Source organism: Streptomyces aurantiacus, from assembly GCF_027107535.1.
In the GTDB taxonomy this organism is placed as follows: domain Bacteria; phylum Actinomycetota; class Actinomycetes; order Streptomycetales; family Streptomycetaceae; genus Streptomyces.
This window is the reverse complement of sequence record NZ_CP114283.1, coordinates 2,186,034-2,211,861: the sequence shown is the minus strand read 5'-3', so window position 1 is coordinate 2,211,861 and position 25,828 is coordinate 2,186,034. Positions and strand designations below refer to the sequence as shown.

The window sequence follows — 25,828 nt, the reverse complement described above, 5'->3', positions numbered from 1 at the left end:
CGGACGGACAAGCCGAAGACGGACGGGCCGGAGAGGGACGGGCCCGGGGCGGGCGGCCTCGGCGCGGGTCCCGGGCCGGGTGGTCCGAGGCCTCGGGAGAAGCCCCTCCCCCGGCCCTTGAGACGCCCGGACATGCCTCCGAGCCCTTCGGCCATGGTGACCCTCCCCGTACGGCATTTCACTTGTGGTGACAGGGAGTGCCGTGCAGGATCTTCGGGTTCGGAGTCGTCCGGCCCAACGGTTCCGGGAGCGGTACGCGGGTTGTCAGCCAGAGGTTTTGCCTACACGGGAGTGGCCATGATCGAGGGACCGTACTTCGTGCTCACCGTGGTGGGCGTGCTCGGCACCGGGCTGGTGGCCGGGGCCTTCTGCGCGTTCTCCACGTTCGTGATGAAGGGCCTGGCCGCGCTGCCGCCGGCGCAGGGCGTCGCGGCGATGCAGGCGATCAACGTGACCGCGCTGACGCCGGCCTTCATGCTCGTGTTCCTCGGCCCCGCCGTGGTGTGTGCCGTGATCGCGGTGGTCACCTTCGTGCTGTGGCCCGACGAGGGCACGGTGGAGCTGCTGGTGGGCAGCGCGCTGTACCTGTTCGGCTGTTTCGGGGTCACGATCGCCGCGAACGTCCCGCGCAACAACAAGCTCGCGGGGATGGACCCCGGTTCCCCGGAGGCCATCGCGTACTGGCCCACATATGTGAGCGAGTGGTCGAGGTGGAACCACATACGGACGGTCGCCGCGTCGGCCGGAACGATCTCCTATGTGCTGGCGCTGACCTGAGAGCACCGGAGCGGCGTACGGGCGCTCCGGAGCAGCTCTGGGCGCACCGGAGCGGGTTCGGGCACACCCGAGCGGCGTTCGAGTGCGCCGGAGGGGCGCTCACCTGGGGCGGGCTGGGCGGCGGCGTCGTATCGTGGCGGGGAGAGTCTGCCGATAGGCCCTGCGAGCCGCCCGGACCACGGTGTCGGAGCTGGTGGCGGAGACGGTACGGGCCCCGTTCGCATACGCGAGGGAGACGGCCATGGCCGATCCCAAGGGTTTCCTCAATGCCTCCCGCGAGGAGTGGCCGCGCCGGCCCGTCGGGGACCGGGTGCGGGACTGGGACGAGGTGTACGTTCCCGGGGCGCTGCTGCCGATCGTCCGCACGCAGGCCGACCGGTGCATGGACTGCGGCATCCCCTTCTGCCACGACGCGTGTCCGCTGGGCAATCTGATCCCCGAGTGGAACGACCTCGTCGCGCGCGACGACTGGCGTACGGCGAGCGACCGGTTGCACGCGACGAACAACTTTCCCGAGTTCACCGGCCGGTTGTGCCCCGCCCCGTGCGAGGCGGGCTGTGTGCTGGCGATCAACCAGCCCGCGGTCACGATCAAGAACGTGGAGGTCGCCATCGCAGACCGGGCCTGGGCCGACGGGTTCGCGCCGCCGCGACCGCCGGACCGGCTGTCGGGGCGGACCGTCGCCGTGATCGGCTCCGGCCCCACGGGGCTCGCGGCGGCGCAGCAGCTGACCCGCGCCGGACACACCGTCGCCGTCTACGAGCGGGACGACCGGCTCGGCGGGCTGATGCGGTACGGCATCCCCGCGTTCAAGATGGAGAAGCGGCACCTGGAGCGACGGATCGCGCAGATGCGGGTGGAGGGGACCAAGTTCCGTACGTCGACCGCCGTCGGCCGGGACGTCGGGGCGGCGGAGCTGCGGGCCCGGTACGACGCCGTCGTCCTGGCCGTCGGCGCCACGGCCTGGCGTGAACTGCCGGTAGAGGGTCGGGAGTTGAGCGGAATCCATCAGGCGATGGAGTATCTGCCGCTGGCCAACCGGGTGTGCGAGGGGGATCTGGAGACGTCTCCGCTGTCCGCGGCGGGCAAGGACGTCGTGATCGTCGGCGGCGGCGACACGGGCGCGGACTGTCTGGGTACGGCGGTACGCGAGGGGGCGAAGTCCGTGACCCAGCTGGACATCTACGCGCAGCCGGGGGCGGAGCGCGACGAGGACTTCGAACCGTGGCCGGTGTACCCGAGGATCTACCGCTTGTCGGCCGCGCACGAGGAGGCCCGGGACCTGGAGACCGCGCCCGCGGCCGACGCGGACGCCCGGCTCTTCGCGGCGTCCACGCTCCGCTTCACGGGGGACGCGGCCGGGCGGGTGCGTGCGCTGCACCTCGTCGGGGTCGACGCCGAGCGGCGCCCTCGCTCCGGCACCGGGCGCGTGCTCCCCGCCGACCTCGTGCTGCTCGCCCTCGGGTTCTCCGGGCCCGACCGCTCCGACGGCCTCGTCGACCAGCTCGGCATCGGCCTCGACGCCCGCGGCACGATCGTCCGTGACGCGGAGTTCGCGACCGACGTGCCGGGTGTGTACGCCGCCGGGGACGCGGCTCGCGGTCAGTCCCTCATCGTGTGGGCGATCGCCGAGGGCCGGGCGGTGGCGGCCGCGGTGGACCGCCACCTGACGGGCGACTCCCGGCTGCCGGCGCCGATCGGACCGCACGACCGGCCCATGACGGCGTGACCCGGGAGCACCTCGCCCACCCGTCGGCGCCGGTCAGCGTGTGTCCGTCCCCGCCACCTTCGCCGTCGACAGGGCGACCCGGTTCCAGGTGTTGATCGCGAAGATCAGGGCCAGTACCCGGGCCAGCTCCGTGTCGTCGAAGTGCGCGGCGGCCTCGGCGTAGACGTCGGCGGGGACGCCCCGGTCGGCGACCAGGGTCACCGCCTCCGTCAGAGCGAGGGCCGCCCGCTCCCTGTCGGTGAAGAAGTGCGGGGCCTCGCGCCACACCGCGACCAGGTGCAGCCGGTCCTCGCACTCGCCGGCCCTGCGCGCGTCGTTGGTGTGCATGTGGAGGCAGTACGCGCAGTGGTTGAGGTGCGAGGCGCGTATCTGGATCAGTTCGACGAGGGCCGGGTCGAGCCCTTCACGGGCCGCGGCGTCGAAGCCGACGAGGGCACGGAAGGCCTTGGGGGCGGACTTCGCGAAGTCGAGGCGACCATTTTCGGCCACCCGTGCGCGCACTCCCGCTCCCGCGGGAGCCTCGGCCCTCGCGTGCGTCGCAGTCGCGGTACCGGTCGCCCTCGCCGTGCCGGTCGTGTTCGCCCCGCTCGTCCCGGGCGCCGCGTACGCGCCGGTATCCGCAGTCGCCGCGTTCGTCGTGGCCGTCGAACTCGTCACGGCCTGGGCGTTCGTCGCGTTCGTCGTCATGACCATGAATCTATGCGGCTCAAAGACCCGCTGTAGGGTGCATTTCCATGGTGGATTCACGGGTCAATCCTGCGGAGCACATCGGTGTCGACCTGCATCTGGAACTGTCCGGCCCGGGCGGTCGCCGTGCCGCCCTCATCCGCGCCCTGCGCGAGGCGATCCGCAGTGGGCGTCTCGCTCCGGGCACCCGGCTGCCCCCGTACCGCTCGCTCGCCGCGGATCTGGCGGTGGCCCGCAACACGGTGGCCGACGCGTACGCCGAACTCGTCGCCGAGGGCTGGCTCACCGCGCGGCAGGGCTCGGGCACGCGCGTCGCCGAGCGTGCCGAGCCGCTGGGGACCCGGGCGCGCGTACCCAAGAAGGCACCTCCACGCGCGCGTGGACCGCGGCACGACCTGCGACAGGGCGCCCCCGACGCGTCGTCGTTCCCCCGCGCCGCCTGGTTCGCCTCGTACCGGCGGGCTCTCCAGACGGCTCCCAACGAGGTGTTCGGTCCCGGCGATCCCGCGGGGCGCCTCGAACTGCGGGAAGCGCTCACGGAGTACCTGGCACGCGCGCGTGGCGTGCGCACCGAGCCGGGACGGATCGTGATCTGTTCGGGTTTCGCGCACGCCCTGCGGCTGCTCTTCCCCGCGGTTCTGCGCGGCCCCCTGGGCGTCGAGTCGTACGGTCTCGCCTTCCACCGGGGGCTGCTGACGGCGGCCGGGGTGCGGACCGTCCCGCTGCCTCTCGACGAGGACGGCGCCCGGGTCGACGGCCTGGACAGGGAACGGGCCGTACTGCTCACGCCCGCGCACCAGTTCCCGACCGGCGGACCCCTGCATCCCGCTCGGCGTGCCGCCGTCATCGACTGGGCACGCGCGCGTGGAGGGGTGGTCCTGGAGGACGACTACGACGGCGAGTTCCGCTACGACCGCAAGCCCGTCGGAGCCGTACAGGGCCTCGATCCGGAGCGGGTCGTCCACATCGGCTCGGTCAGCAAGAGCCTGTCGCCCGCGGTGCGGCTCGGCTGGATGGTCCTTCCCGAGCGGTACGTCGAGGACGTGCTGGCGGCCAAGGGTGAGCGGGAGGCGTGGGCGAGCGCCCTGGACCAGTTGGCGCTCGCGGACTTCGTCGCGTCAGGGTCGTACGACCGTCATGTGCGGCGGATGCGGCAGCGGTACCGGAGCCGGCGGGACCGGCTGGTCGGGGCGCTCGCCGAACACGCGCCGCACGTCGAGGTCACCGGGATCGCGGCCGGACTGCACGCGGTGCTGCGGCTGCCACCGGGCAGCGAGCGGTCCGCGGTCAAGGCCGCCGTGTGGCAGGGCCTCGCGCTGGACGGGCTGGCGGAGTTCCGGCACCCGGAGGCGGTCATGGCCTCGCCGGACGGGCTCGTCGTGGGTTACGCCACGCCTTCGGACCACGCGTACGGGGCCGCGCTGGAGGCGTTGTGCGCCGCGCTGCCGCCCCCGTGAGGGCAGGGCAGGTGGCCGGAACCCTCATGCGCCGGGGCCCAAGCGGGTGCCATGCCCGGGCGACGACCTCGGCGTACCTCGTCACATCGGAATGCCGGGATACCGGGATACCGGGATACCGGGATACCGGGCGGGTGTCCCCGTCGGACGCGGTCGGTTTGACGCGATGTCGCGGTCGGACCGCCGCCCTTCGAGCGGGTCCTCTGCGCGCCGGCCTCGGCCCGGGCCCCACCAGTCGCCGGCCCCCGGTGGGGCGGTGAGCCGGCTCGTGGGCGCGCCACGGCGCAGATGGTTCTGGTTCCGGGTCGGTGATCCGTGTCGGCCGAAGCGGCCTTGCGTCGATGCGTCGATCGGATCAGCTCCGCGTCGGGCGGGCCGGCCCTGAAGTGACCGGATCGGCGCCGAGCCGACCGGGTCTGCCGTAGGCCGAGGCGGAGAGACAGAATGAGCGGAGACAGAGGGAGCAGAGAGAGACGGGGAACGGGAAGAGGCCGGTCAGCGGCCTCAGGAGAGCAGGAAGTCCGCCTCCCCCGCCTTCGCTCCCTGGATGAACGCGGTCATCTCACCGGGGGTGTAGATGAGGGCCGGACCGTCAGGGTCGGCCGACTGACGGACCGCGATCCGGCCGTCGGCGAGCTTCATCGCCTCCAGGCAGTTGCCGCCGTTGCCCCCGCTCCACGGCTTGTGCCAGCCTTCGCTGCCCAGTTCCCTGGCGGGCATGCCGTTGTAGATCCGCGCGACGCGTATCCGGGACTTGATGCGATCCATTCACAGCTCCTTGCGGAGATCCAGCAGGATCTCCTTCGTGCGATGTGCCGTGGCGGCCTGCGCCGCCATGCGGTCCATGACCTCGAGGTGGGTTGCCACCTCGGTACGCGCGTCCAGGTAGACGGCGCCGGTCAGGTACTCGCTGTAGACCATGTCCGGCAGTTCGGGCATGGCAAAGCGGAACAGCACGAACGGCCCGTACGTGCCCGCGTGCGGCCCCGATGAGAACGGGGCGATCTGCAGGGTCACGTTGGGCAGCTTCGTGGCCTCGAGCAGCCTGTCGAGCTGGCCGCGCATGACCTCGGGGCCGCCCACCGGGCGACGCAGGGCGGTCTCGTCCATCACGGCCCAGAACCGGGGCGCGCCCTCGCGCGTCAGCAGTTCCTGCCGTTGCATACGCAGCGCCACATGGCGCTCGATGTCCTCGGGTCTGGTCTGGCCGATGGCGCCGGATTCCATGACGCCACGCGCGTACTCCTCGGTCTGCAGCACTCCGGGCACGAAGTGGGGTTCGTAGGACCGGATGAGGGAGGCCGCTCCCTCCAGGCTCACGTACATCGAGAACCAGCCCGGCAGGATGTCGTGGAACCGCTGCCACCAGCCCGGCTGGTTCGCCTCCTCGGCGAGCGTGACGAAGGCCTCGGCCTCCTCGTCGGCGACGCCGTACGACTTCAGCAGGAGCTGGAGGTACGGGATCTTGAGGCTTACCTCGGCCATCTCCATACGGCGGACGGTGGCGGCGGTGACACGCAGGATGCGCGCCGCCTCCTCACGCTTGAGCCCCGCGCGTTCCCGCAGGTCCAGCAGGCGCCGTCCGAGGACGACCTGCCCGACCGTCGGCGCGGACCGCGGCTCGCTCACGTCCACCTCCATTTATGTCCAGACAGCCGGGGCGGCGCCTGTTCGGGCCCCGTACGGGTACCCAACTGACGCCGCGCCACGTGCTGTTGCGAGCAGTGTGCCATGGCCATACCGCACAGAACACTGCACTCTGCAATTTTCAGAGTGACACTTGCCAAGTGTTCACGACGGGGAGATAGTGGCAAGCGTGATTCCGTCCGCGCCGTTAGGAACAGACGCCGCCGAGGACCGGTTCCGTCTTGGTGCCACTGCCGGGGTATGCCCCGACACTGCCGCCGAGCGCCGGTTCCGCTTCGAGCTGGCCGCACATCCGGGCTCCCCTGCACAGGCCCGGCACCTGACGCGCGCCCGGCTCTCGGGATGGGCGGTCTGCGAGGACACCTGTGACACGGCAGAGCTCGTCGTCTCCGAACTGGTCACCAACGCCATAGTGCACACGGCGAGCCGCCATGTGGTGTGCGAGCTGCACGACGGCGAGGACCTGGTGCGGATAGCAGTCCGTGACGAGGGATGTGCGCCGGGTGAGCCCCACCCGTCGCCACAGCGTCCCGAGGAGGAGCACGGGAGGGGACTGCTTCTCGTCGCGGCGATGTGCACTGCCTGGGGCGCCCAGGAAACCGGTCCCGGACTGCTGGTCTGGGCCGATCTGCCGCGCTCGGCGAACAACGGCGCCGAGCCGCGGTCGGACCTGGGCTGGAGTGCGAGGAGCCGGCCGGCCCCAGCCGGCTCCTCGCCGACGGGGATACACCCGCCCGCGGCCGGGCATGGATGGTTTTGACCTGAATCGTTCCAGCCGGTCTCCGGCCGGTTCGGACATCGCGAGACCCAGACCGGAAAACTGCGAGAACGGACGGGGGCCGAATGGGTGTGAGGGCTGGCTCGGTCGGTGCGTCACGGGTGCTGAGCCTGGACACGTTGGTCCGCATCGAGCGCGGCCGGACGGCGTCGGGCGCGGGCGCGGGCGCGCCACGGCCGCTGACCGTGCCGGAGGGCATGCGGGCCCCGCTGGGCTGTGACGCGGTGGCGATGCCCGCGAGACTCGGCCCGCTCCTGATGCCCCGGCTGCCGCGCGTCGGCTGTGTGTACGCCGACAGCACGCACTGGTGGTGGCTCGTGCCCTCCGACTCCGATGTCGCCCTCGACTGGCCGGCGCCCGCGCACTACGCCACGGGTGCGCTCGTCCCCGCCTCGCCCGGTTTCCCCGGACTGATCCACACGCCGGACAGCACCCTGCCGTACACCCCGCCGATCCCCCTCTACCTGGCCCTGTGCCGGCTGACCGGGACGCCACCGGCCTGGACCCGGCAGATCAGCGCCTGATTCGCGGCTTCGTCGCAGGAACTCCCCCGGTGCCCGGGCGCGTGGAGGCGCGCGTTCCCGGTCATGGCACAGCGCGCGGCCACAAGCGCCCGGGCGTGCTCCGGTCACGCCGTGACGGAGCGTGCGCGCGCCCTGCCCGACGGCGCCCTCCGCCGCGATAGTGGCCGTTCGTCCACGATCGGGGAGGTCATCGGTGGGGTCTGCTGAATCGGTGGAATCATCGGAGGGCACTGCGTCGGCGGGATCCGGTAAGCCGGGGAAGACGAAGGGACCCGGGAAACCGAGCAACACGACGGGAGCCGCGAAACCGAGGAAGACCGCGGGAGCCACGAAGCAGGAAGAGGCATCCTCCGGGTCCGTCGGCAAGAAGAGCGGGACAGGCGACGGCCCCGAGCCCTCCGAGTCCGAACGGCTGCTGTTCGGCGGGCCGTTGCGCTACGACATGGGCTGGTCGCAGCATTCCAACGCGTTCATGGAGCTGAACTTCCGTGCCATGGTGACGCGGCTGCCCGCACTGCTCGCGTCCAGTTTCCGGCTGGCCTGGCAGGCGGACCGCCGGGCCGCGCGGATCGTCCTGGGCGCGGAGGTGGGCCGCGGGCTGGCGCAGGCGGTGAGCCTGCTGGCGGTCAACAGCGTCCTGGGGCGCCTGATGGAGCGCGGCCAGGTCGCGGACAGGCTGCGGGAAGCGGTGCCCGCGCTCGTCACGGTCGCCGTGGTGATGCTGCTCGCCGCGCTGCTGCGGGCCGCCTCGACGTACGCCACCGGCCGCCTCGAGCCGAAGGTGGAGCGTGTCGCGACGGAGCAGTATCTGGAGCGGGCCGCGGTGGTCGAACTGTCGGCGATCGAGGACGAGGCCTTCCACAAGCTGCTGGACACCGCGCAGTACGGTGCCTCGTCCGCCCGGCGCATGATCGGGATCGCCACACGCGTGGTGAACGCGATGATCTCGCTGATCGCGGCTGCGGGCGTCCTGACGGTGCTGCACCCGGCGCTGCTGCCGCTGCTGGTGACGATGACGCTGCCGAGCGCGTGGAGCGCCCTGACCATCGCCCGGCGCCGCTACGCGTCGTGGCACGCCTGGGTGCAGCACGCCAGGGCCGGCCGCCTGATCAGCGGTCTGCTCACCGAGCCCGCCGCCGCGCCGGAGATCCGCGTCCACGGCGTCGGCCCGTTCCTGTTGAAGCACTTCCGCTCCATGTCGGAGGCCGCCGAGACCGAACAGGCCCGCCTCGCCCGCCTGGAGGCACGGACCGGTCTGATCGCGGCCACCTGGACGGGGCTCGCGACCGTGGCGACGTACGCGACTCTCGGCTGGCTGCTGCTGGCCGGCGCGATGGCGCTGTCCGTGGCGGGCACGGCGGTCATCGCGATCCGCACGGGCTCCGCGAATCTCGACACGCTCGTCCTGGAGGTCAACACCCTGCACGAGGAGGCCCTGTTCGTCGGGGATCTGCAACGCCTGCACGTGGAGGCGGCCGGGCGCACGATCCCCGTCGGCGGCGAACCGCTGCCCGAGAAGCCGCGCGAGATCCGCTTCGAGAACGTCACGTTCACCTATCCGGGCAGCGCCGCCCGGCCCGCTCTGTCGGACCTGTCGCTCAGCGTGCCGCTCGGCAAGATCGTGGCGCTCGTCGGGGAGAACGGTTCCGGGAAGACCACCCTGGTCAAGCTGCTGTCAGGGCTGTACGCGCCACAGCGCGGCCGGATCCTGTGGGACGACGTCGACGCGGCGACCGCCGACCGGCGGCAACTCGCCGAGCGGATCGCGATGGTGGCGCAGGACTTCAAGAGGTGGCCGTTCACGGCCCGGGTGAACGTCGCGATCGGCCGGGCCTCCGCGCCGCTCACCGACGAGCGGCTGGGCGAGGCCGTCACCGAGGCGGGCGCCGAGGACGTGGTGGCGGACCTGCCGCGGGGTCTCGACACACTGCTGGCCCGGATGTTCAGCGGCGGGCACGAGCTGTCGGGCGGCCAGTGGCAGCGGCTCGGTATCGCACGGGCGGCGTACCGACGGGGCGCGATCCTCGTCGTGGACGAGCCGACGGCGGCCCTCGACGCACGCGCCGAACTGGAGGTCTTCGAGAAGATCCGGGCTCTGGCGGGCACCGGTCAGACGGTCATCCTGATCACGCACCGGCTGGCGTCGGTGCGCCACGCCGATCTGGTGCACGTCCTCGACCAGGGCCGTCTCGTGGAGTCCGGCACCCCGGACGAGCTGCTCTCCACGGGAGGGGTCTACGCGGAGCTGTACGGACTGCAGGCCGGGCAGTTCTCGGTGAAGGTACCGGCCCCGAAGGCGGGCTGAGATCCGCGCCGGCCGGCCCCGCTCACTCGGCGAGCTCCCGCACGACGACCAGGAAGGTGTCCGTGGACAGGTCCATCACGACCTCGACGTGCTGTCCCTCGAGGCGGCGCGCATGCGCGAACTCTTCCGCGGGCCATGATCCACGCGGCCCACCGGCGGGAAAGCGCTCCAGCACCGTTCGCCCGTTCACCACCCTGCACCTCCATGTTCGCGCCGCTCTTCTGAGAGCTCTTGAAGAGTTAAACGCCAATCATGGGGTGAAGGTCTCGCGAAGTGACGGCACTGAGACGTAGTCGACACACGGTCACAGTGGATCGTGCGGTCGCTCTCCGCCTGCCCCACGCCTCCCTCGCGGGGGCACGCGCTCAGTCCTCGTATTCGTCGTGGTACCGGATCCGCTCACTGCCCGCGGGCGCGCCCAGGGCCGACGCGCGCCCCGCGGGCCGCTCCCATTCCTCCTGCCGGCCGAGGGCGGTGAGGTCCAGGAAACTCGTGGTGGAGCCCAGTCCGTCGAGTCCGCGCTCGTAGGCCGAGTAGGTGTGGAAGACCCGGTCCCGGTCGCGGAGGAAGCAGCTCACCCCCGGCCGCTCATGGGGCTCCTCGCCCTCCGTGCCTTGGACCGACGCCAGGAAGTCGTGGTTGAAGTCGTTCCCGTACGACGAGTACCAGGGCACGGTCCACCCCATCCGCGCCTTGAAGGGCAGGATTTTCGTGTAGGGCGCCCGGGAGACCACGGCCAGTTCGGTGTCCCGCGCGCGCAGGTGCGCGAGGTGCGCGATCTGGTCGACGAACGCCGAGCAGCTGCGGCAGCCCGCGTCCCACTCGGGCGCGAACATGAAGTGATGGACGACAAGTTGATGCCGTCCTGCGAAGAGGTCGAACAGCGTCGCCTTGCCGTCGCCGCCCTCGAAGACGTACTCCTTGCCGATCTCGACCATGGGCAGACGTCGCCGCTCCGCGTTGAGGGCGTCCCGCGCACGGGTCGCGGCCTTCTCCTTGGCCAGCAGTTCCTCGCGCGCGGCGCGCCACTCCTCGCGCGAGGCGATCGGCGGAAGTGTCATCGCTGCTCCTTCGGTGCGGTGCCATCTCCCAGGTGGACCGAAGGGACGAGCGGAACTCATCGGTGGGGCGGGGATTTTCTTTTCCGTACGTGTCCGGGCCGGCATCCTCCGAGGTCCGCGGCCCGGCGGCCTTCTGTATCGGGCCCGGCGGCTTCTCGTGTCCGGCCCGGGTGCGTCTCAGGTGTCGTAGTCCTGGATGCGCTTCCCGTGGCTCCGGTCGATGAGTGCGGGCATGCGCTCGTTCATCTCCCGTACGACCGCCGGGACGTCGAGGGTCAGAAGCTCGCGGTCGCGCATGAGGATCCGGCCGTCGACGATCGTCGTGCGTACGTCACCGGCGCGGGCGCTGTGCACGAGGGTGGCCGCGAGGTCGTGGACGGGCTGGGTGTGCGGGCCGGTCAGGTCGACCAGGATGATGTCGGCCCTGCGTCCCGGCGCGAGGCTCCCGATCTCCTGCCCGAGTCCGACGGCCCGGGCGCTCTGCAGCGTCGCGTGGTGCAGGGCCTGACGTGACGTCAGGCAGCGGGCGTCGGCCTCGGTGAACTTCTGGACGAGCGCGGTGAGCGCCATGGACTCCCATACGTCCAGGGAGTTGTTGGACGCCGCCCCGTCCGTGGCGAGTCCCACGGAGATGCCGAGTTCACGCAGGGCGCGTACCGGAGTGGTCGTGGGCCAGGCGAACTTGAGGTAGCCGCGCGGGGCGCTGGCCACGGCGATCCGGCCGGTCGCGCGGGCGAGGACGGGCAGGTCGCGTTCCATGATGCCGGTGCCGTGCGCGAGGAGCAGGTCCGTGTCGAGGAGGCCGGTGGCGGCCAGGGTCTCGATGGGTGTACGGCCGTGGCGGGCGAGGCCGGCCTCCGCCTGGTCACGGTTCTCGGAGGCGTGGATGTGCACCAACAGGCCGTGTTCCGCGGCGAGTTCCGCGGTGGCGGCGAGGTCGGAGTCGTCCACGGTGTAGGGCGCGTGCGGGGCGAGCGAGGTGGTGATGCGGCCCTCTGCGGTGTCGCGGTTGCGGAGGGCGAAGTCGAGGGAGCGCTCGCGGCCCGCCGCGCCCTGGGAGGAGAAGAAGGCCTGCCCGAGGTTGGCGCGCAGGCCGCTCTCGGCGGTCACGGCGGCGACGGTGTCCATCGAGAAGTAGTGGTCCGCGAAGCAGGTGACACCGCCGCGGATCATCTCGGCGCAGGCGAGCCGCGCGCCCAACTCCACGTCCTTCTCCTGGAGGTTGGACTCGATGGGCCACACGAAGTCGTTGAACCACTCATCGACGGGCAGGTCCTCGGCAATGCCGCGCAGGGTGACCATCGGAGCGTGGGTATGGCAGTTGACGAGGCCGGGCATCGCGACCTGGCCCCGGGCGTCGATGCGTTCGTGGGCGGGGAGGCCGACCGGCCCGGTGGTGATCGCCTCGATGCGGCCGTCGCGTACGACGATGGTGGCGTCCTCGACGAAGCCGATCTGTTCATGATCGTCGTGCACGAGGGCGGTACATGCGCTGATGATGAGATCAGCGGCGCTCTTCGCGTGGGCCGGGGACATCGGACCGGTCCTCGCGTGGGCCGGGGAACTCGGGCCTGACTGCGCAGGGTCCGAGGGACTCGGGTGGGTCTTCGCGTCGGGCGTGGGCTCGGGCGAGGTCATCACGCCACCGTACGGCGGGATCGTGCCGCCGGGTGACGTGAACCGCGCACCCTGCCCCCGCCCTGTCGCCCTGGCGGTTTCACGCGCACGCTGGCCTCACCATTCGACGGGCGGCGCCCCTTGGACGTGGCGCGTCCGGGAAGGAGCCCGGCATGCTGCTCGGCACCTGGAACCTGGAGAACCTGTACCGGCCGGGCGGCGCGTTCGGCCCCCGCACCGAGGCCGCGTACAAGGCGAAACTCACCTCCCTGGCGGCCGTCGTCAGGGAGCTCGATCCCACGCTGCTCGGCGTGCAGGAGGTCGGCGACCCGGAGGCCCTGGAGGACCTGGCCGGGATGCTGGACGGGGACTGGCACATCGTGCTCTCGGAGCATCCGGACAGCCGCGGCATCAGGGTCGGTTTCCTCAGCCGGACGGCGCCGCGGACGATCACGGACACCAACGACTTTCCCCCACCCCTGCGGGCGGTCCAGGGCGACGACGACGGTGAACCGGTGCCCCGGACGGGCCGCGGAATCCTGGCCGTGGAGATGACCGCCCAGGGCATGACCCTGTCTGCGGCGGTCTGCCATCTGAAGTCGAAGCTGCTGACGTACCCGGGCAAGCGGTTCCAGCCACGGGACGAGGGCGAGCGGGCCCGCTACGGCGCGTACGCCCTGTTCCGGCGTGCCGCCGAGGCCACGACGCTGCGGACCGTCGCCGACGGTCTCCTCGACGGCAAGGGCAAGAAGCGGAACGTGGCCGTGCTCGGCGACCTCAACGACGAGGTCGCGGCCGCCACGACCCAGATCCCGCTAGGTCCGGCCGGCTCGGAGATCGGCACGGTCGGCTTCGAGCGGCCCGACCGGGGCGACGCGGCACGGCTGTGGAACATCGCGCCCCTCATCCCGGAGGAGCAGCGTTTCTCCCGCGTCCATGCCGGGCGCCCCGAACTGATCGACCACATACTGGTCAGCCGTCTGCTCCTCGACCATGTGACCGGGGCCGGGACGGGCGCCCCGGTCCAGGAGACGCCGCTGCCGTCGGTCGACGAGGATCCGGCCGCGCGCCGGGACGCCGCGGGGTCGGACCACGCGCCGGTGTGGGCACGCATAGAACCCTGAGGGAGCGGTGCGGCAGCCGTTCTCAGGCGCTGCGCAGCCCGGGCGGGGACTCCGCCGCGAGCCCGGCGCGTTCCCGCTGGTCGACGAGTTCGTCGAGGAGCGTGGCGAGGCGTTCGGTGTGCCGCGGGGTGAGCCGTCCCGTGTCGTCGAGGTGCACGGCACAGGCGGTGGTGGTGTCCACCAGGCGTTCCAGGGTGGCGGCGACCTCGTCGGTGCCTTCCGTGTGGCGGGCCAGGGTGGGCAGTTCGGCGGAGGCCCGGTCGATCGCGGCGCGGGCCTCGGCCAGCGTCCGGTAGGCCTCGCGGCGCAGCGCCCAGCGGGCGGCCCGGTCGTCGGTGGCGTTCAGCACGTGCGTGAGGTAGGCGTGCGCGGCGTCGGTGGCGGAGGCCAGGCGTGCCTTCACGTTCCCTCCGCGCTGCCCCGGAGCCGGCAGGTGCCCGACGATCAGCACGATCGCGCAGGCCAGCAGCGTCTCGCCGATACGGCTCCAGGAGGCTTCCGGCTCACCGCCGACGATGACGAGGGCGAGCACGAGGACGGTGACCACGGCCGTCTGCGCGGCGAAGTGCCGGGTGGCGACGGGGATGAGGGCGCCGCTGACCGCCACGAGCGCGACGAGTCCCTCGGGCCGGGGCAGCACCGCCGCGAACCCCGCAAAGACGAGGGCGCCGAGGACGGTGCCGGCGGCCCGGTTCAGTACGCGTGAGACGAGCGGGCCGAGGTCCGGCTTCACGAGGAACACGGCGGTCGCGGGCAGCCAGTACCAGTGCACGTGGTGCAGTGCCTGCGCGACGGCGGCGCTGGCGCCGTAGCAGAGGGCGACACGGAATCCGTACTCGCGCCCTGCCGTGCCGGTGACGGTGCGCAGGAGTGCTTTGGCGCGCAGGGGCCGTAGGTGCAGTCCCTTGCGTGCGGTCTGCTCGGCGCCGCGTCCGAGCGGATGGCTGCCGGCGTCACCGCGGACGCCCGGCTCCTGGCCGTCCCTGCCTCCGGCGTACCGGGCACTCCTGACGCTCCCGGCGTCCCGGGTGCCCTCGCCACCCCCGGCACCCCCGGCGTTCCCGGTACTCCCGGTCTTCTTGCCGCCGCGGTCGAAGGCTTCGGCGGCATGCAGCAGCGCGTCGTCGAGGGCCCGCAGTCCGGGTACGGTCCGGGCGGGCGCGGGCAGCGGCCCGCAGGGTGCCCCGGTCCGCACGGCGGCGGCGAGCCGGCGCGGCCCCTCCGCGGTACGGGCGGGCAGGGCGTCCCCCGCCCAGGCCAGCGCGGTCGCGGCCTCGGCGAGCGGCAGCGCGGCCGCGTACTGCGCCCGCAGCCGCCGCTCGGCCGAGGAGCTGGCGTACCGCCGCAGCCGCGGACCCGCGAGCGCGTCCTGGGCGTGATCGAGCGCGGCGGTGAGGGCGGCCCGCCGGGCCCCGGCCTGCCCGCCGCCGACAGCTGTCAGCAGCCCGGCGACGGCGTCGTAGACGTCCGCGACGGCGTCCCGCTCCCCGTCGAACCGAAAATCGACGGCCAGGGCCCCGGATTTCGTCCCGGGCGTGGGCAACGCGAGCCGCAGTACGATCAGCCAGCCGGCGCCGGCGAGAAAGACCAGAGCCCGCTGCCAGCCGGCCTCGGGCAACGGCATCCCGGCCCCGATGGCCGCGGCGACGAGCAACTGCGTCCCGGCCCCCGAGGCGACGGGTCCCACAGCACTCACGGCTCCGGCGAGCAGCCCGAGGGCCGTGAGTATCAGGGTCAGCGGAACGGCCCCGAGGCCCTCCCCTGCGTACGTACCGACGACGAGCCCCGCGGCCCCGGCCAGCGCGGGCACCCCGATCCGGTGCACGGCGACCCGCCGGCTCCCGGGCCGGTCGTTGATCCCGGCGAGCATGGCGCCGAGGGCGGCCATGACACCGAGGGACTCCCGCCCCGCGAGAACCGCCGCGAGCAGCAGCGGTCCGGCGGCGAGCGCCCCGCGCACGACGGCGTTCCACGGCACCGGGCCCCGCTGCGTGCGCAGCGCGTGGGTGAGCCAGGGCGGAAGGACCTGGGAAGCGGCGGAGAACGGGCGAGGAACGACCACGGGCGAGGGGCTCCTGTCGGTTCGAGGGCGAGGTGTTTGCCTTCGGGCGACGTCGGCCTGGGCGGTGGTGTCCACGGTAGGCGGGACTTCTGGAGCGTATGGGACGTATACGTTTCGGCGGTGTGACGATCGTCGGGAGGGCCGCGTTCTTTATGTACGCAATCAGGAGGGGCCGGGTGCACGGTCGTGGGACCGGACCTGATGCGTGACTGCGGGAGCGGACCGGCCGCGGGCCGCCAGGAAGCGGAAGCAGGCCCCGGGCGCTCGAACGGGAGCGGGCTCGGAGGCGTAGCCGGCCTCCGAGCCCTGTGATGCCGCCCATGTGGCACGCCGGCACGCTTGAGGACCCAGGTCAGTGTTATGTCGCCGCGTCCTGCCTTTGGACCACCGCACATCGAGCTGTGCGGGCCGGACTTGAACCGGCATTTCGACGCCCGGAGCCTGGGTCCGGTCGATCCGGCGATCGGCGGCGAATGCTGAGTCTGGAGCAATAGTCTGAGATTGATCGCGGTCTGCCTCTGCCAATTGGGCTACCGCGGCGCGAGACACCCTGTACGACGTGTACGGGTGCCGGGTCGGTGCCGCGGGGAGGACTCGAACCTCCACTGGAACCGCGCAGTCACGACAAGCTTCAGGTTCAGCTTGCGCTCCTCGCGCACCCCGGTCACAAGGGACCGGGGAGTCTTTGAGAGTACCCGAACTACCCGAACAGGTAGCCGAAGACAGCGTCCCCGACGCGCTGGTCGGTGACCTCCGCGCCGTTCGCTTCCTCCCGGGCGAACTTGACGGCCTGCTGGAGCTTCTCGACCCGGTCGAGCAGTTCGTTGACGCGCCGGGCGGGAAGGGCACCCGAGAACTTGACGGTGGTCCAGTACCCGACCGGGATGTCCTCGTAGTACACCTCGACCTGCGCCGGGTGCTTGTCGGTGGCCTCCGCCTTCACGTGGTTGCGGGGAACCTTCTTCGTCCGCAGCGTCCTGACCGGCTCGGTCTTCCACGCGTCGGTCGACGGGTCCTGCACCCACGACTCGGAGGCGTCGAGCACGGGCAGCTTCCGCACGAAGGTGTTGAGATCGGTGAGCTGCTTCTCGAGGAAGAGCAGATAGGACACCGGGACGTCGGCGACGAGCACCCGCCCGTCGACCTTCACGTCCGCGCGGGCCTCACAGTTGGCCCAGTCCTTGGTGGCGGTCACATCGAACAGCCGGGTCAGCGTCGCCGCGGTGTCCCGCAGCACGTCCTCCGCCTGCACCTGCACCCGCGTCGACTCGGGCGGCAGCTGCTCGCCCTCTTCGTCCTTGGGCTGATACGTACGCGAGATTCCGGCCAGCAGGGCCGGCTTCTGCAGCCCGTGATGGGCAGCCGTCAGGTCCTGATGGGACTTGGACTTGATGCCCTTCTCGACTGCGATGATCTGATTGAGTTTCGCCACACCGGTGACGGTAGCAGCGGCAACGGCCCCTGATCGAAGGGTTTTTGAGCGCCTACGGTCTCGACGTGCCCCGTCGTCACCCGCCTCGCCGTGGATCTCCGGCCGACCGCGTGTCCCCGATCGTCAGGCTGCCCCCCACCGTATGCGCCTGAACCGCCGCGCCGTTGGTCACACTGCCGCTGATCGTGTTGTAGGCGATGCTCGTCGCAGGGGGCGTGGGCGGCGGGCCCAACTCGGCCAGCAGGGCGCGCAGTTCCGCCGCCGCCTCCGGGTCGTCACGCAGGGTGCGGCGGAGCCGGCTGCGCCAGGACGCCTGTACGTCGGCCGCGGCGTCCTCGTCGTCGTCGTTCCGCGCGGCGACCAGATCGGCCCGCGACTCCTCCAACTCGCCCGCGACAGCCTCTTCGTCACGTCCCCGTGAGAACAGGACGACAACCCGGTCCCGTACGTTCCCCCAGCCGTCGCTCACCATCTGCTGCACGAGAGCCGTGGCCCCCGCCGCCGCCAACGCCGTCAACTCCGCGTCCATCGGGTCCCCTTCGTCGCCTTCCGGGAAACCAACGTTAGCGGGAGCGGCCGACAACGCTCACGCACGTGGGGCAGGAACCCCTCGGACTCCTACCAGGTCGGCGGGGTGGCCCGGCCCACAGCCACGGCCACCCCGCCGAACTCGGCTCCGGCCGGAACAGCCGGAGCCCGACCCGGTTCCGGCCGGCTCAGCTCCCGCCCGCCACAGCCTTCCGCAGCGTCGCCAGCTCCGTGTACATCACTTCGCCCGGGCACTCCGTCGCCATCCAGTCGCGGTGGCCGCTGATCTCGTCGACGTCCCTGGTGGTGCCGTTGATCGGGTTGGTGTACGTGACCTTGGCCTGCGGGTCGACGCCGTGGAAGCGGGTCAGGGCGCGGACCAGGCCCGTGAGGGCCTTGCGCGCGGCGTCGGTCGGGCCCTGCTCCATCAGGTTGCCGAGGAGGGCGATGCCGAGGTTGCCCGAGTTGAAGCCGCCCACGTGGAAGGCGGTCACGAGTTTGCCGTCCGGGTCGTGGGCCGGGATGCCGTCGTCGCCCGAGTAGCGGCCCTCGTAGATGTTGCCCTTCTCGTCGATGAGGAAGTGGTAGCCGATGTCGCCCCAGTCGTTGGTGATCGCGTGCAGCTGGTAGATCGCGCGCACCGTGGCGGCCGGGTCCGGGTCGTTGTTGGCCGTGGCGGTGTGGTGGACCGTGAGGGTCTGGAAGGGGTAGTACGCCGTCGGCGTGTTCTCCGTGCCGTCCGGCTTGAAGCGGAGCTTCTCGTCCGCGCCCCAGGCCGCACGCGACAGGTAGGCGACGCCTCGTACGCGCGTGGTGTCCTCCGGCACGGCCACCTTGCGCGCCGGGCCCTGCGTGGTGTCGATGGCGAGCGAGCGCAGACCCGTGGCACCGTCCGGGGCCTTCAGCTCGTAGCCCGAGGCCTGGTCCGCGGGGATGAGCAGCGCGCCGCCGTTGCTGTCCGAACAGCCGTTGCCGCTCAGGGACTTCCAGGCGCCCTTGGCGCCGTCGGCGTCGGTCAGCCGGATGCCGCCGCCGGCGGCCTTGCCGGTGCCGCTCCAGCGCACGCCCACGTAGCCGATGGGGAAGGCCGCCTCGACGGGGGCCTCGCCCTTGGCCGCCTTGGCACGGGTCTTGGGGAAGGTCTCCGTGGTCGTGCCGGGCTCGGAGGCGGTGGCGTCCGAACCAGCCGCTTCCGATGCGGTGTTGGCCATCACGACCGGCGTGAGCGCGGCGCCCGCCGCGACCGCGCCCGCGGCACCGATCAGCCCGCGTCGCGTGACACGTGACGGGGCGCGATGCGAGGCGGGAGAGTCGGAAGGAGCGGAGGGAGTGGTGGGGGGAACAGTCATGGGGGTTCCTTAGGTGTTCCTGGTCGTTCCTGCCTGACGGCCGCGGGGGCGTGTGGGGTGCGCGAAGCCACGCTCCAGCCATGCTTGAAGACGCAAGGATCATAGATGTTCGAACCGCCGGTACGATCCGCGACCCCCGATAGAGTCCCGTGATGCAGCCTTCCGCCTCTCCCCCTCCCTCTCCTTCCTCCGCTTCCTCCTCCCCGAGCCCCTCCTCGCCCGACTCGCCCGCGCGATTGGTCCGCGAGTTCCATCTGGCGTTCGGGCTCGGCATCCGCGCGACTCCGACCGAGGTGTCTCCGGAACTGGCTGCTCACCGTGGGGAGTTGCTGGCCGAGGAGGCCGCAGAGGTGGCGGAGGTCTCCGTGGCCGGGCCGCTCGACAGGCTGGCGCACGAGCTGGCGGACGTCGTGTACGTCGCCTACGGCACCGCGCTCGTGCACGGCATCGACCTCGACGCGGTGATCGCCGAGATCCACCGCGCCAACATGACGAAGCTCGGACCCGACGGCCGGGTCAGCCGCCGGGCCGACGGCAAGGTCCTGAAGGGAGAGCACTACCGGGCGCCGGACGTGTCGGACGTCCTGCGCAAGCAGGGCTGGGAGCCTCCACCGGCCGGCTGACACCCCTGCGAGCCACACACACGGAAGACACAGTGAGGCCACCGGGAAGGGCGTGGGGGTACGGACGGGAGGCCGTCGGGAGGGAGCACGGAGGGTGTTCGGCGGGCAGCGGCGGATATTCGGATGCGGCTCCGCGAGCCGAGGTCGCATCATCGGCGGGGTTGCACGACAGCACCCACCGATCCGCCCGCGGGAGGCCACCTATGCTGAAGCGCGTCACCGTTCCCACCCTCTTCGCACCGCCCACCTACTCCCATGCCTCCGTGGTCGAGCCCGGTACGCGTCTCGCGCTCCTCGCCGGATCCGTGCCCCTCAACGCCGACGGCGAGCTGGTCGGCCCGGGCGATCCCGTACGGCAGGCCGAGCAGGTGATCGCCAACCTGGGTGAGCAACTCCGGGCGGTCGGCAGTGACTTCGAGTACGTCGCGTACACCGACGTGTATGTCGTGAGCGCCGACACCGCGGTGCTCTCCCAGGTCTGGGACGTCGTGGAAGCCTCCCGTCTCAGCGTCGGCCCGCACTCCTCCACCCTCCTCGGTGTCGCCTGCCTCGGTTACCCGGGCCAGCTGGTGGAGATCACGGCGACAGCCGTGGTCCCGGACCCGGCCCCTGGGACCGACGCCGGCACCGGCACCGGCACCGGCACCGGCACCGGCCAAGAGTCGTCGAACCAGGCCTAAAGTCGGCGGATGCTGATCGAACACCGCGGGCAGCGCCCCGTCGTCCCCGCCTCCGCCTACGTCGCCCCGTCGGCGGTCCTCTGCGGCGCCGTCGTCCTCGGCGAGCGCGCCCGTGTGCTGCACGGCGCCGTGCTCACGGCGGAGGACGGCGAGGTACGGACCGGCGCGGACGTCGTCGTCATGGAGAACGCCCTCGTGCGGGGCCGCCGACGCCACCCCGCGCTCATCGGGAACGCCGTCCTCATCGGCCCGCACGCCCACGTGAACGGCGCCCGGATCGAGGACGAGGTCTTCGTGGCCACCGGAGCCTCCGTCTTCCCCGGAGCCGTCGTGGGCGCCGGTTCGGAGCTGCGGATCAACAGCGTGCTGCAGGTGAACTCGGTCCTGCCGCCCGGCACGGTCGTACCCATCGGGTGGATCGCGGCCGGCGCCCCGCAGGCCCGGCTCTTCTCACCCGACCAGCACGACGAACTGTGGGAGGTGCAAAGGGATCTGGACTTCCCGGGAACGGTCTACGGAGTTCCCCGCGGCACCTCCATGCGGGACATCATGGTGCGCCAGAGCGACTTCTACAGCGCCCACCTGGACGACCGCGAACTGGACAACCAGGAACTCGACGACCGGGAAGCGGCCGACCGCGAACCGGACGACCACGAGCCGGACGACCGCGAGCCGGGTGATCAGCCGCCGTCGGCCAGCCAGTCGGCAGCCACCTGAGACGCGCCCGACGGCGAGGCCCATCGGGCCAGGCCCATCGGACCCGGCTCTCCGGGCCCGACCCGTCGGACCCGCCCCGTCGACTTCGGCCCAGCGCCCGCGGCCACACCCGTGCCCGCACCCGCACCACGCCCGTCACCCGACCCGGGGCACCCCGCTGCTCCCCCGTACCACCAGCTTCGGATCCAGTACAGCCTCCCGCGGTCCCAGGTTCGGGTTCTCCAACCGCTCCACGGCGAACCGCACCGCGTACTCCGCCATGAGCGCGGCGTCCTGACGGACCGTCGTCAGGCCGATCGGCATCAGGTGCGACAGGTGGCTGTCGTCGTAGCCGACGACCGACACCTCGTCCGGCACCTCGACACCCGCCCGGGCGAAGGTGATCAACAGGCCCATCGCACAACGGTCGTTGCCCGCGAGGATCGCCGTGGGCAGCGCCGTCCGGCCGGAGCGTTCGGCCTCGGCGATCAGCAGGCGTCCGGCCTCGACGCCCGCCTGCTCCGTGTGGGCGCCGGGGATCACCCGGATCTCCTCGGCCAGGCCGTGTCTGCGCATCGCGGCACGATAGGCGCGGCGGCGCTCGGCGGACCCCGGGTCGCGGCCGCCGTCGACGTGGGCGATCCGCCGGTGCCCGAGCTCGACGAGGTGACCGATGGCCTGCCGCACCCCCTTCGTCTCGGCGGTGTGGACACTGTCGACGTGCACCCCGGGGAGGTGCCGGCCGACCGAGACGGCGACGGTGCGGTGCCCCAGCGCGTCGAGGCGGTCGGGGTCGGAGGCCGGACCGAGCAGGATCAGCGCCTCGCAGCGGTGGCTGAGCAGCGCTTCGACCACTTTGCCCTCGTCGCGTCCCGGGGCGTGCGCGGACAGCAGCACGTCGTAGCCGAGCCGCTCGGCCTCCGGGTAGATGCCCTCGACCAGGTCCGCCTGGAAGGTCTGGTGGACGGTGAGGACCACGCCGAGCGTGCGACTGCGGCCCCGGGCGAGCAGCCGGGCCGCGCTGTCGGGCCGGTAGCCGATCTCGTCGGCCACGCGCAGCACCCGGTCGCGCGTCTCCTGGCCGGCCCCCGGCCGACCGCGGAAGACGATCGAGACCAGCGCCCGGGAGACGCCCGCCTTCGCGGCGACGTCCGACATGGTGGGGCGCCGTCCCGCCGTCGCGCCGTCATCCCGCCCCGTACCCGATACGCCCACCTGTGGCTCCATCCTTCCGCGCCTCCTCCCCGCCCCACGGATGACGCGGAGGACACGAATCCTTCGGCGACCACCTATTGACATGACATTTGAACAGGGGCCATCGTACTCGCACTAGAGCGCGCTAGTAGAGCGCGACAGTACACTCCCGAACCCGTCCGTCGCCCGCGGGGTTCCGGGACTCCGGAGCTTTGGAACGAAGGATCCGACCATGACTGTGCGTGTAGGTGTCATCGGTGCCGGAATGATCGGCCAGGACCACATCCGGCGGCTCACCGACGTCGTCACCGCGGCACGGGTCACCGCGGTGACGGACATCGACGCGGCCCGTGCGGAGGAGGTCGCCGCGCGCGTCGGCGCCGTCGCGCTGTCGACCGGCGCCGACCTGGTCGGATCTCCCGAGGTGGACGCCGTGCTCGTCACCTCCTGGGGCCCCACCCACGCGGAGCACGTACTGGCCGCGATCGGCGCCGGGAAGCCGGTGTTCTGCGAGAAGCCCCTCGCCACGACCGCCGACGACTGCCTGCGGATCGTGGAGGCCGAGCGCGCACACGGCCGCCGACTGGTCCAGGTCGGCTTCATGCGCCGCTTCGACACCGGCTACCGGCGGATGAGGGAGGTCATCGCGGCCGGAACCATCGGCGCCCCGCTGATCGTGCACTGCGCGCACCGCAACCCGACCGTGCCGGACGCCTACCGCTCGGCGATGGCCGCTCAGGACACCGCCGTCCACGAGATCGACGTGCTGCGCTGGCTGCTCGACGACGAGATCGTCTCCGCGCAGGTTCTCACCCCACGCGCCACGAGCAAGCGGTTCGAGCACCTCAAGGACCCGCAGATCATGCTCTTCGAGACCGCCGGCGGCGTCCGCATCGACCTTGAGGTCTTCGTCAACTGCCAGTACGGCTACGACATCCAGTGCGAGACCGTCGGCGAGGACGGCCTGGTCCGGCTGCCCGACCCGGCCGCCGTGGAAATCCGTACCGCCGGACTGCACAGCACCCCCGTGCTCCAGGACTGGAAGGGCCGCTTCGCCGACGCGTTCGACACCGAGTTCCGCGAGTGGATCGCAGCCGTCGAAGCCGGCGCGGCGCCCACCGGCCCGAGTGCCTGGGACGGCTACGCCGCCACCGTCATCACGGACGCCGCCGTCCGCTCACTGGAATCCGACGGCACCGTCGTCACCGTGGACATGAAGCCCCGCCCGGCCCTCTACGCAACCGGAGGCACCGCGTGAAGATCGCCCTCGACCCCTACATGCTCCGGGCCCTTCCCCTGGAAGAGATGGTCCGCACGGTCGCCGAACTCGGCTACAGCCACATCGAGTTGTCGCCGCGCGACGACTTCATGCCGTTCTTCCTGCACCCCCGGGCGGACGACGAGCGCGTCGCGCACCTCAAGCGGTCCCTCCGCACGCACGGGGTGCAGCTTGCCTCCGTGCTGCCGCTGTACAAGTGGTCGTCGCCCGACGAGGCCGAACGGCGGACCGCCGTGCGGTACTGGAAGCGGATGATCGAGATCACCGCCGAACTCGACTGCCCCCTGATGAACTCGGAGTTCAACGGCCGCCCCGAACGGGCCGCCGAGAGCGAGGCCGCGTTCTGGCGCTCGATGGAGGAACTGCTGCCGGTGTTCGAGCGCGAGGGCATCGCGCTCAACCTGGAGGCCCACCCGGACGACTTCTGCGAGGAGAACACCCCGGCCGTGGACCTGGTCCGCGCCGTCAACAAGCCCTGGGTGAACTACCTCTACTGCGCCCCGCACACCTTCCACCTCTCCGGCGCCGACCCGACGGCGGACATCGCGGCGATGATGCGCTACGCCGGCGACAAGCTCCAGCACGTGCACATCGCCGACTCCTTCAACCACAAGGGCTCCTCCGGGCTGCGCTACATCCTCAACCCGCCCGGCACCGCCGCCCGCATCCACCAGCACCTGGACATCGGGCAGGGCGAGGTCGACTGGGACGTCTTCTTCGCCACTCTGCGCGAGCTGGACTTCGACGGCGTCGCCACAGCCTGCGTCTTCGCCTGGGAGGAACGGGCACGCGAGTCCTCGGCCTTCATGCTCGACCGCATCACCAAGGAGCTCTCCGGCTGACACCCGCCGATGTCCCCTGGCCCCCCTCCCTCCCCAACTCGCAGATCATCCGAGGGCGTTGCGGGCCAGCTCCAACGCGTACGACGGCCACCACTGCCCGGCGGCCGGTCCGCCCCGGCAGGTGCCGTCCGACTCGCCCGGGCGCTTGATCCACAGGTAGGCGTCGATCAGGGGCGCACCCGTGGCGGCGGCCGGCGCCGTGCCCAGGGCCCGGCCCGGCGGGTTGCACCAGGCCTCCGTGCCGTCGTGCGGGCCGTTGCCGTTACGGCTGCTGTCGATCACGAAGTGCTTGCCGCCGAGCGCCGCGGACAGCAGGTCGCCGTACGCCGAACTGACAGCGTCCGTCTGGAAGTTGGAGACGTTCAAGGCGAAGCCGTCAGCATGCGCGATACCCGACTCCTTCAGCGGCTCGACCAGCCGTGACGTGTCCGGGTGCCAGGTCGCGTTGCCCGCGTCGAGGTAGACGCGGGTGTTGGGCTGTCGCTTGAACCGGTCCACCGCGTACGCCAGCAGCGCGTACCTCTCCTCCGGCACCACACGTCCACAGCCCGCCACCGTCTGCGCCACGGCGTCCGGTTCGACGATCACGTACGCGCTCCGGTCGCCGATCCCCGCCGCGAACTCGTCGACCCACTCCCGGTATCCCGACGCACTCCAGGCTCCGCCGCCCGAGTAGGAGCCGCAGTCGCGGTGCGGGATGTAGTAGGCGACGAGTACGGCCGTACGCCCTTCCCGTGCGGCGGCGGTGGTCCGGGCCTCCACGACCGCGCGCGGCTCGGGCCCGTTCAGCCAATCGGCCTGGGGACGGGTGGCGATCCGCTCCATCAGCAGAGCGTCGGCCTCTCGTCCCGTACGACGCCATTCGGCGGCCTGTCCGGCGGCACGTGACTCGGGGTCGACCCAGAAGGAAACCTCCGGGGCCGCCTGCTCCGAGCCACTGTCGGCGCTGCTCCGGACCGTGCGCCGGGCTTCGCCCCCGGTTCCGTTCAGGGCGTCGGCCCCGGCCCCGCTCCCCTCTCCCTTCCCGGTCCCGGCCACTCGGGGCTCCCCGCGACCGGCCGGGCCGACGCCCGGACCGCCGTCCGAGCGGGCGCCCGATCCGACCGCGGGTCCCGCGGCCGGCCAGAAGGGCGGCCCGGCCTGGGCGGCGACGCGGGCGACGGCACCGGAGCCGACGCCCAGGTCGACACCCCAGCCACGCACACTCGCGGAGGCGTCCGCTCCCGGAGCCCCACCGCCCCACAGCACCGCCGAAGCGGCCGCCCCCATGGCGACGAGCGTGACGGCGAACACCCGGACACGGGCACCGACAGATGCGGCCACGACCGACTCCGTTCCCACCGCCGACGGCAACGGCGGCGACTCGTCCGTAGGCCGCCGGCTCGCACGCCGGCGCCCTTCCCGGAGTCTGCTTCACCCGCGATCCGCCGCCCCGCC

The 25,828-nt window shown here is 71.9% G+C and carries 24 protein-coding genes; 12 read left to right on the top strand and 12 right to left on the bottom strand.

Going from position 1 to position 25,828, the window contains the following annotated elements:
* Window positions 1–297: 297 nt before the first annotated feature.
* Window positions 298–777 (top strand): anthrone oxygenase family protein, encoded by a 480-nt coding sequence (locus O1Q96_RS11460; protein WP_269248063.1) that lies wholly within the window; start codon window positions 298–300, stop codon window positions 775–777.
* Between the two features lie 241 nt (window positions 778–1,018).
* On the top strand, window positions 1,019–2,506 hold the full coding sequence (locus tag O1Q96_RS11455) for a glutamate synthase subunit beta (protein ID WP_269248062.1): 1,488 nt from the start codon (window positions 1,019–1,021) through the stop codon (window positions 2,504–2,506).
* 33 nt (window positions 2,507–2,539) lie between these two features.
* On the opposite strand, the gene O1Q96_RS11450 is transcribed toward O1Q96_RS11455, so the two are convergent.
* A complete protein-coding gene (locus O1Q96_RS11450; protein WP_269253571.1) occupies window positions 2,540–3,007 on the bottom strand; it encodes a carboxymuconolactone decarboxylase family protein in 468 nt (155 codons plus the stop codon).
* Window positions 3,008–3,240: 233 nt separating this feature from the next.
* On the opposite strand from O1Q96_RS11450, the gene pdxR reads away from it, so the two are divergent.
* Entirely contained in the window at window positions 3,241–4,650 is a 1,410-nt protein-coding gene (gene pdxR / locus O1Q96_RS11445; RefSeq protein ID WP_269248061.1) for a MocR-like pyridoxine biosynthesis transcription factor PdxR, read from the top strand.
* 504 nt (window positions 4,651–5,154) lie between these two features.
* Here pdxR and O1Q96_RS11440 read toward each other — a convergent pair.
* Window positions 5,155–5,418 carry a DUF397 domain-containing protein gene (locus O1Q96_RS11440; protein ID WP_217460243.1) on the bottom strand — a complete coding sequence of 88 codons (264 nt, stop codon included), beginning with the start codon at window positions 5,416–5,418 and terminating at the stop codon, window positions 5,155–5,157.
* A complete protein-coding gene (locus tag O1Q96_RS11435; protein ID WP_269248060.1) occupies window positions 5,419–6,279 on the bottom strand; it encodes a helix-turn-helix domain-containing protein in 861 nt (286 codons plus the stop codon).
* A gap of 178 nt (window positions 6,280–6,457) precedes the next feature.
* Between O1Q96_RS11435 and O1Q96_RS11430 the strand changes: the two genes are divergently transcribed.
* The 3 genes from O1Q96_RS11430 (at window position 6,458) to O1Q96_RS11420 (ending at window position 9,904) form a co-directional block, all read left to right on the top strand.
* Window positions 6,458–7,057: an ATP-binding protein gene (locus tag O1Q96_RS11430; protein WP_269248059.1), complete on the top strand. Its 600-nt coding sequence runs from the start codon at window positions 6,458–6,460 to the stop codon at window positions 7,055–7,057.
* Between the two features lie 83 nt (window positions 7,058–7,140).
* Window positions 7,141–7,599, top strand: coding sequence for a hypothetical protein (locus O1Q96_RS11425; RefSeq protein WP_269248058.1), 459 nt, complete (start codon window positions 7,141–7,143; stop codon window positions 7,597–7,599).
* 442 nt (window positions 7,600–8,041) lie between these two features.
* Window positions 8,042–9,904, top strand: a complete 1,863-nt coding sequence (locus tag O1Q96_RS11420) for an ABC transporter ATP-binding protein (RefSeq protein WP_269253570.1) — start codon at window positions 8,042–8,044, stop codon at window positions 9,902–9,904.
* Window positions 9,905–9,926: 22 nt separating this feature from the next.
* Here the strand turns inward: O1Q96_RS11420 and O1Q96_RS11415 are convergent, their stop codons facing one another.
* The 3 genes from O1Q96_RS11415 to O1Q96_RS11405 form a co-directional block, all read right to left on the bottom strand.
* Window positions 9,927–10,094, bottom strand: a complete 168-nt coding sequence (locus O1Q96_RS11415; RefSeq protein WP_217460360.1) for a hypothetical protein — start codon at window positions 10,092–10,094, stop codon at window positions 9,927–9,929.
* Window positions 10,095–10,269: 175 nt separating this feature from the next.
* Window positions 10,270–10,965, bottom strand: a complete 696-nt coding sequence (locus O1Q96_RS11410; RefSeq protein ID WP_269248057.1) for a DUF899 domain-containing protein — start codon at window positions 10,963–10,965, stop codon at window positions 10,270–10,272.
* A gap of 177 nt (window positions 10,966–11,142) precedes the next feature.
* On the bottom strand, window positions 11,143–12,501 hold the full coding sequence (locus O1Q96_RS11405) for an amidohydrolase (protein WP_269248056.1): 1,359 nt from the start codon (window positions 12,499–12,501) through the stop codon (window positions 11,143–11,145).
* 254 nt (window positions 12,502–12,755) lie between these two features.
* On the opposite strand from O1Q96_RS11405, the gene O1Q96_RS11400 reads away from it, so the two are divergent.
* Complete coding sequence (locus O1Q96_RS11400; protein ID WP_269248055.1) at window positions 12,756–13,706, top strand: endonuclease/exonuclease/phosphatase family protein; 951 nt, start codon at window positions 12,756–12,758, stop codon at window positions 13,704–13,706.
* Between the two features lie 22 nt (window positions 13,707–13,728).
* On the opposite strand, the gene O1Q96_RS11395 is transcribed toward O1Q96_RS11400, so the two are convergent.
* The 4 genes from O1Q96_RS11395 to O1Q96_RS11380 all read right to left on the bottom strand — a co-directional run bounded on the left by O1Q96_RS11395 (window position 13,729) and on the right by O1Q96_RS11380 (window position 19,077).
* Window positions 13,729–15,768, bottom strand: coding sequence for an FUSC family protein (locus O1Q96_RS11395; protein ID WP_269248054.1), 2,040 nt, complete (start codon window positions 15,766–15,768; stop codon window positions 13,729–13,731).
* Window positions 15,769–16,468: 700 nt separating this feature from the next.
* Window positions 16,469–17,200 (bottom strand): DUF7873 family protein, encoded by a 732-nt coding sequence (locus O1Q96_RS11390; RefSeq protein WP_269248053.1) that lies wholly within the window; start codon window positions 17,198–17,200, stop codon window positions 16,469–16,471.
* A 76-nt stretch (window positions 17,201–17,276) separates the two neighbouring features.
* Window positions 17,277–17,729: a hypothetical protein gene (locus O1Q96_RS11385; protein WP_269248052.1), complete on the bottom strand. Its 453-nt coding sequence runs from the start codon at window positions 17,727–17,729 to the stop codon at window positions 17,277–17,279.
* Between the two features lie 187 nt (window positions 17,730–17,916).
* Window positions 17,917–19,077: a peptidoglycan recognition protein family protein gene (locus O1Q96_RS11380; RefSeq protein WP_269248051.1), complete on the bottom strand. Its 1,161-nt coding sequence runs from the start codon at window positions 19,075–19,077 to the stop codon at window positions 17,917–17,919.
* Window positions 19,078–19,229: 152 nt separating this feature from the next.
* On the opposite strand from O1Q96_RS11380, the gene O1Q96_RS11375 reads away from it, so the two are divergent.
* From O1Q96_RS11375 to O1Q96_RS11365, 3 genes are all read left to right on the top strand, one after another.
* Window positions 19,230–19,700 carry a pyrophosphohydrolase domain-containing protein gene (locus tag O1Q96_RS11375; protein WP_269248050.1) on the top strand — a complete coding sequence of 157 codons (471 nt, stop codon included), beginning with the start codon at window positions 19,230–19,232 and terminating at the stop codon, window positions 19,698–19,700.
* A 203-nt stretch (window positions 19,701–19,903) separates the two neighbouring features.
* Window positions 19,904–20,380 (top strand): RidA family protein, encoded by a 477-nt coding sequence (locus O1Q96_RS11370; protein ID WP_269248049.1) that lies wholly within the window; start codon window positions 19,904–19,906, stop codon window positions 20,378–20,380.
* Between the two features lie 9 nt (window positions 20,381–20,389).
* Window positions 20,390–21,097: a gamma carbonic anhydrase family protein gene (locus O1Q96_RS11365; RefSeq protein WP_269248048.1), complete on the top strand. Its 708-nt coding sequence runs from the start codon at window positions 20,390–20,392 to the stop codon at window positions 21,095–21,097.
* A 135-nt stretch (window positions 21,098–21,232) separates the two neighbouring features.
* On the opposite strand, the gene O1Q96_RS11360 is transcribed toward O1Q96_RS11365, so the two are convergent.
* Window positions 21,233–22,234 carry a LacI family DNA-binding transcriptional regulator gene (locus tag O1Q96_RS11360; RefSeq protein WP_269253569.1) on the bottom strand — a complete coding sequence of 334 codons (1,002 nt, stop codon included), beginning with the start codon at window positions 22,232–22,234 and terminating at the stop codon, window positions 21,233–21,235.
* A gap of 268 nt (window positions 22,235–22,502) precedes the next feature.
* Between O1Q96_RS11360 and O1Q96_RS11355 the strand changes: the two genes are divergently transcribed.
* Together O1Q96_RS11355 and O1Q96_RS11350 are read left to right on the top strand one after the other, a co-directional pair.
* A complete protein-coding gene (locus O1Q96_RS11355) occupies window positions 22,503–23,528 on the top strand; it encodes a Gfo/Idh/MocA family oxidoreductase (RefSeq protein ID WP_269248047.1) in 1,026 nt (341 codons plus the stop codon).
* A complete protein-coding gene (locus O1Q96_RS11350) occupies window positions 23,525–24,391 on the top strand; it encodes a sugar phosphate isomerase/epimerase family protein (protein ID WP_269248046.1) in 867 nt (288 codons plus the stop codon). The genes O1Q96_RS11355 and O1Q96_RS11350 overlap by 4 nt, the downstream gene beginning before the upstream one ends.
* Before the next feature lie 45 nt (window positions 24,392–24,436).
* On the opposite strand, the gene O1Q96_RS11345 is transcribed toward O1Q96_RS11350, so the two are convergent.
* A complete protein-coding gene (locus tag O1Q96_RS11345; protein WP_331276035.1) occupies window positions 24,437–25,714 on the bottom strand; it encodes a glycoside hydrolase family 6 protein in 1,278 nt (425 codons plus the stop codon).
* Between the last annotated feature and the right edge of the window lie 114 nt (window positions 25,715–25,828).

Excerpts from the sequence above, each read along its gene's own strand:
- O1Q96_RS11460 (WP_269248063.1), top strand. The coding sequence starts at position 298 with ATGATCGAGGGACCGTACTTCGTGCTCACCGTGGTGGGCGTGCTCGGC.
- O1Q96_RS11455 (WP_269248062.1), top strand. The coding sequence starts at position 1,019 with ATGGCCGATCCCAAGGGTTTCCTCAATGCCTCCCGCGAGGAGTGGCCG.
- pdxR (WP_269248061.1), top strand. The coding sequence starts at position 3,241 with ATGGTGGATTCACGGGTCAATCCTGCGGAGCACATCGGTGTCGACCTG.
- O1Q96_RS11440 (WP_217460243.1), bottom strand. The coding sequence starts at position 5,418 with ATGGATCGCATCAAGTCCCGGATACGCGTCGCGCGGATCTACAACGGC.
- O1Q96_RS11425 (WP_269248058.1), top strand. The coding sequence starts at position 7,141 with ATGGGTGTGAGGGCTGGCTCGGTCGGTGCGTCACGGGTGCTGAGCCTG.
- O1Q96_RS11420 (WP_269253570.1), top strand. The coding sequence starts at position 8,042 with ATGGGCTGGTCGCAGCATTCCAACGCGTTCATGGAGCTGAACTTCCGT.
- O1Q96_RS11410 (WP_269248057.1), bottom strand. The coding sequence starts at position 10,965 with ATGACACTTCCGCCGATCGCCTCGCGCGAGGAGTGGCGCGCCGCGCGC.
- O1Q96_RS11405 (WP_269248056.1), bottom strand. The coding sequence starts at position 12,501 with ATGTCCCCGGCCCACGCGAAGAGCGCCGCTGATCTCATCATCAGCGCA.
- O1Q96_RS11400 (WP_269248055.1), top strand. The coding sequence starts at position 12,756 with ATGCTGCTCGGCACCTGGAACCTGGAGAACCTGTACCGGCCGGGCGGC.
- O1Q96_RS11385 (WP_269248052.1), bottom strand. The coding sequence starts at position 17,729 with ATGGACGCGGAGTTGACGGCGTTGGCGGCGGCGGGGGCCACGGCTCTC.
- O1Q96_RS11380 (WP_269248051.1), bottom strand. The coding sequence starts at position 19,077 with ATGACTGTTCCCCCCACCACTCCCTCCGCTCCTTCCGACTCTCCCGCC.
- O1Q96_RS11375 (WP_269248050.1), top strand. The coding sequence starts at position 19,230 with ATGCAGCCTTCCGCCTCTCCCCCTCCCTCTCCTTCCTCCGCTTCCTCC.
- O1Q96_RS11370 (WP_269248049.1), top strand. The coding sequence starts at position 19,904 with ATGCTGAAGCGCGTCACCGTTCCCACCCTCTTCGCACCGCCCACCTAC.
- O1Q96_RS11365 (WP_269248048.1), top strand. The coding sequence starts at position 20,390 with ATGCTGATCGAACACCGCGGGCAGCGCCCCGTCGTCCCCGCCTCCGCC.
- O1Q96_RS11360 (WP_269253569.1), bottom strand. The coding sequence starts at position 22,234 with ATGTCGGACGTCGCCGCGAAGGCGGGCGTCTCCCGGGCGCTGGTCTCG.
- O1Q96_RS11355 (WP_269248047.1), top strand. The coding sequence starts at position 22,503 with ATGACTGTGCGTGTAGGTGTCATCGGTGCCGGAATGATCGGCCAGGAC.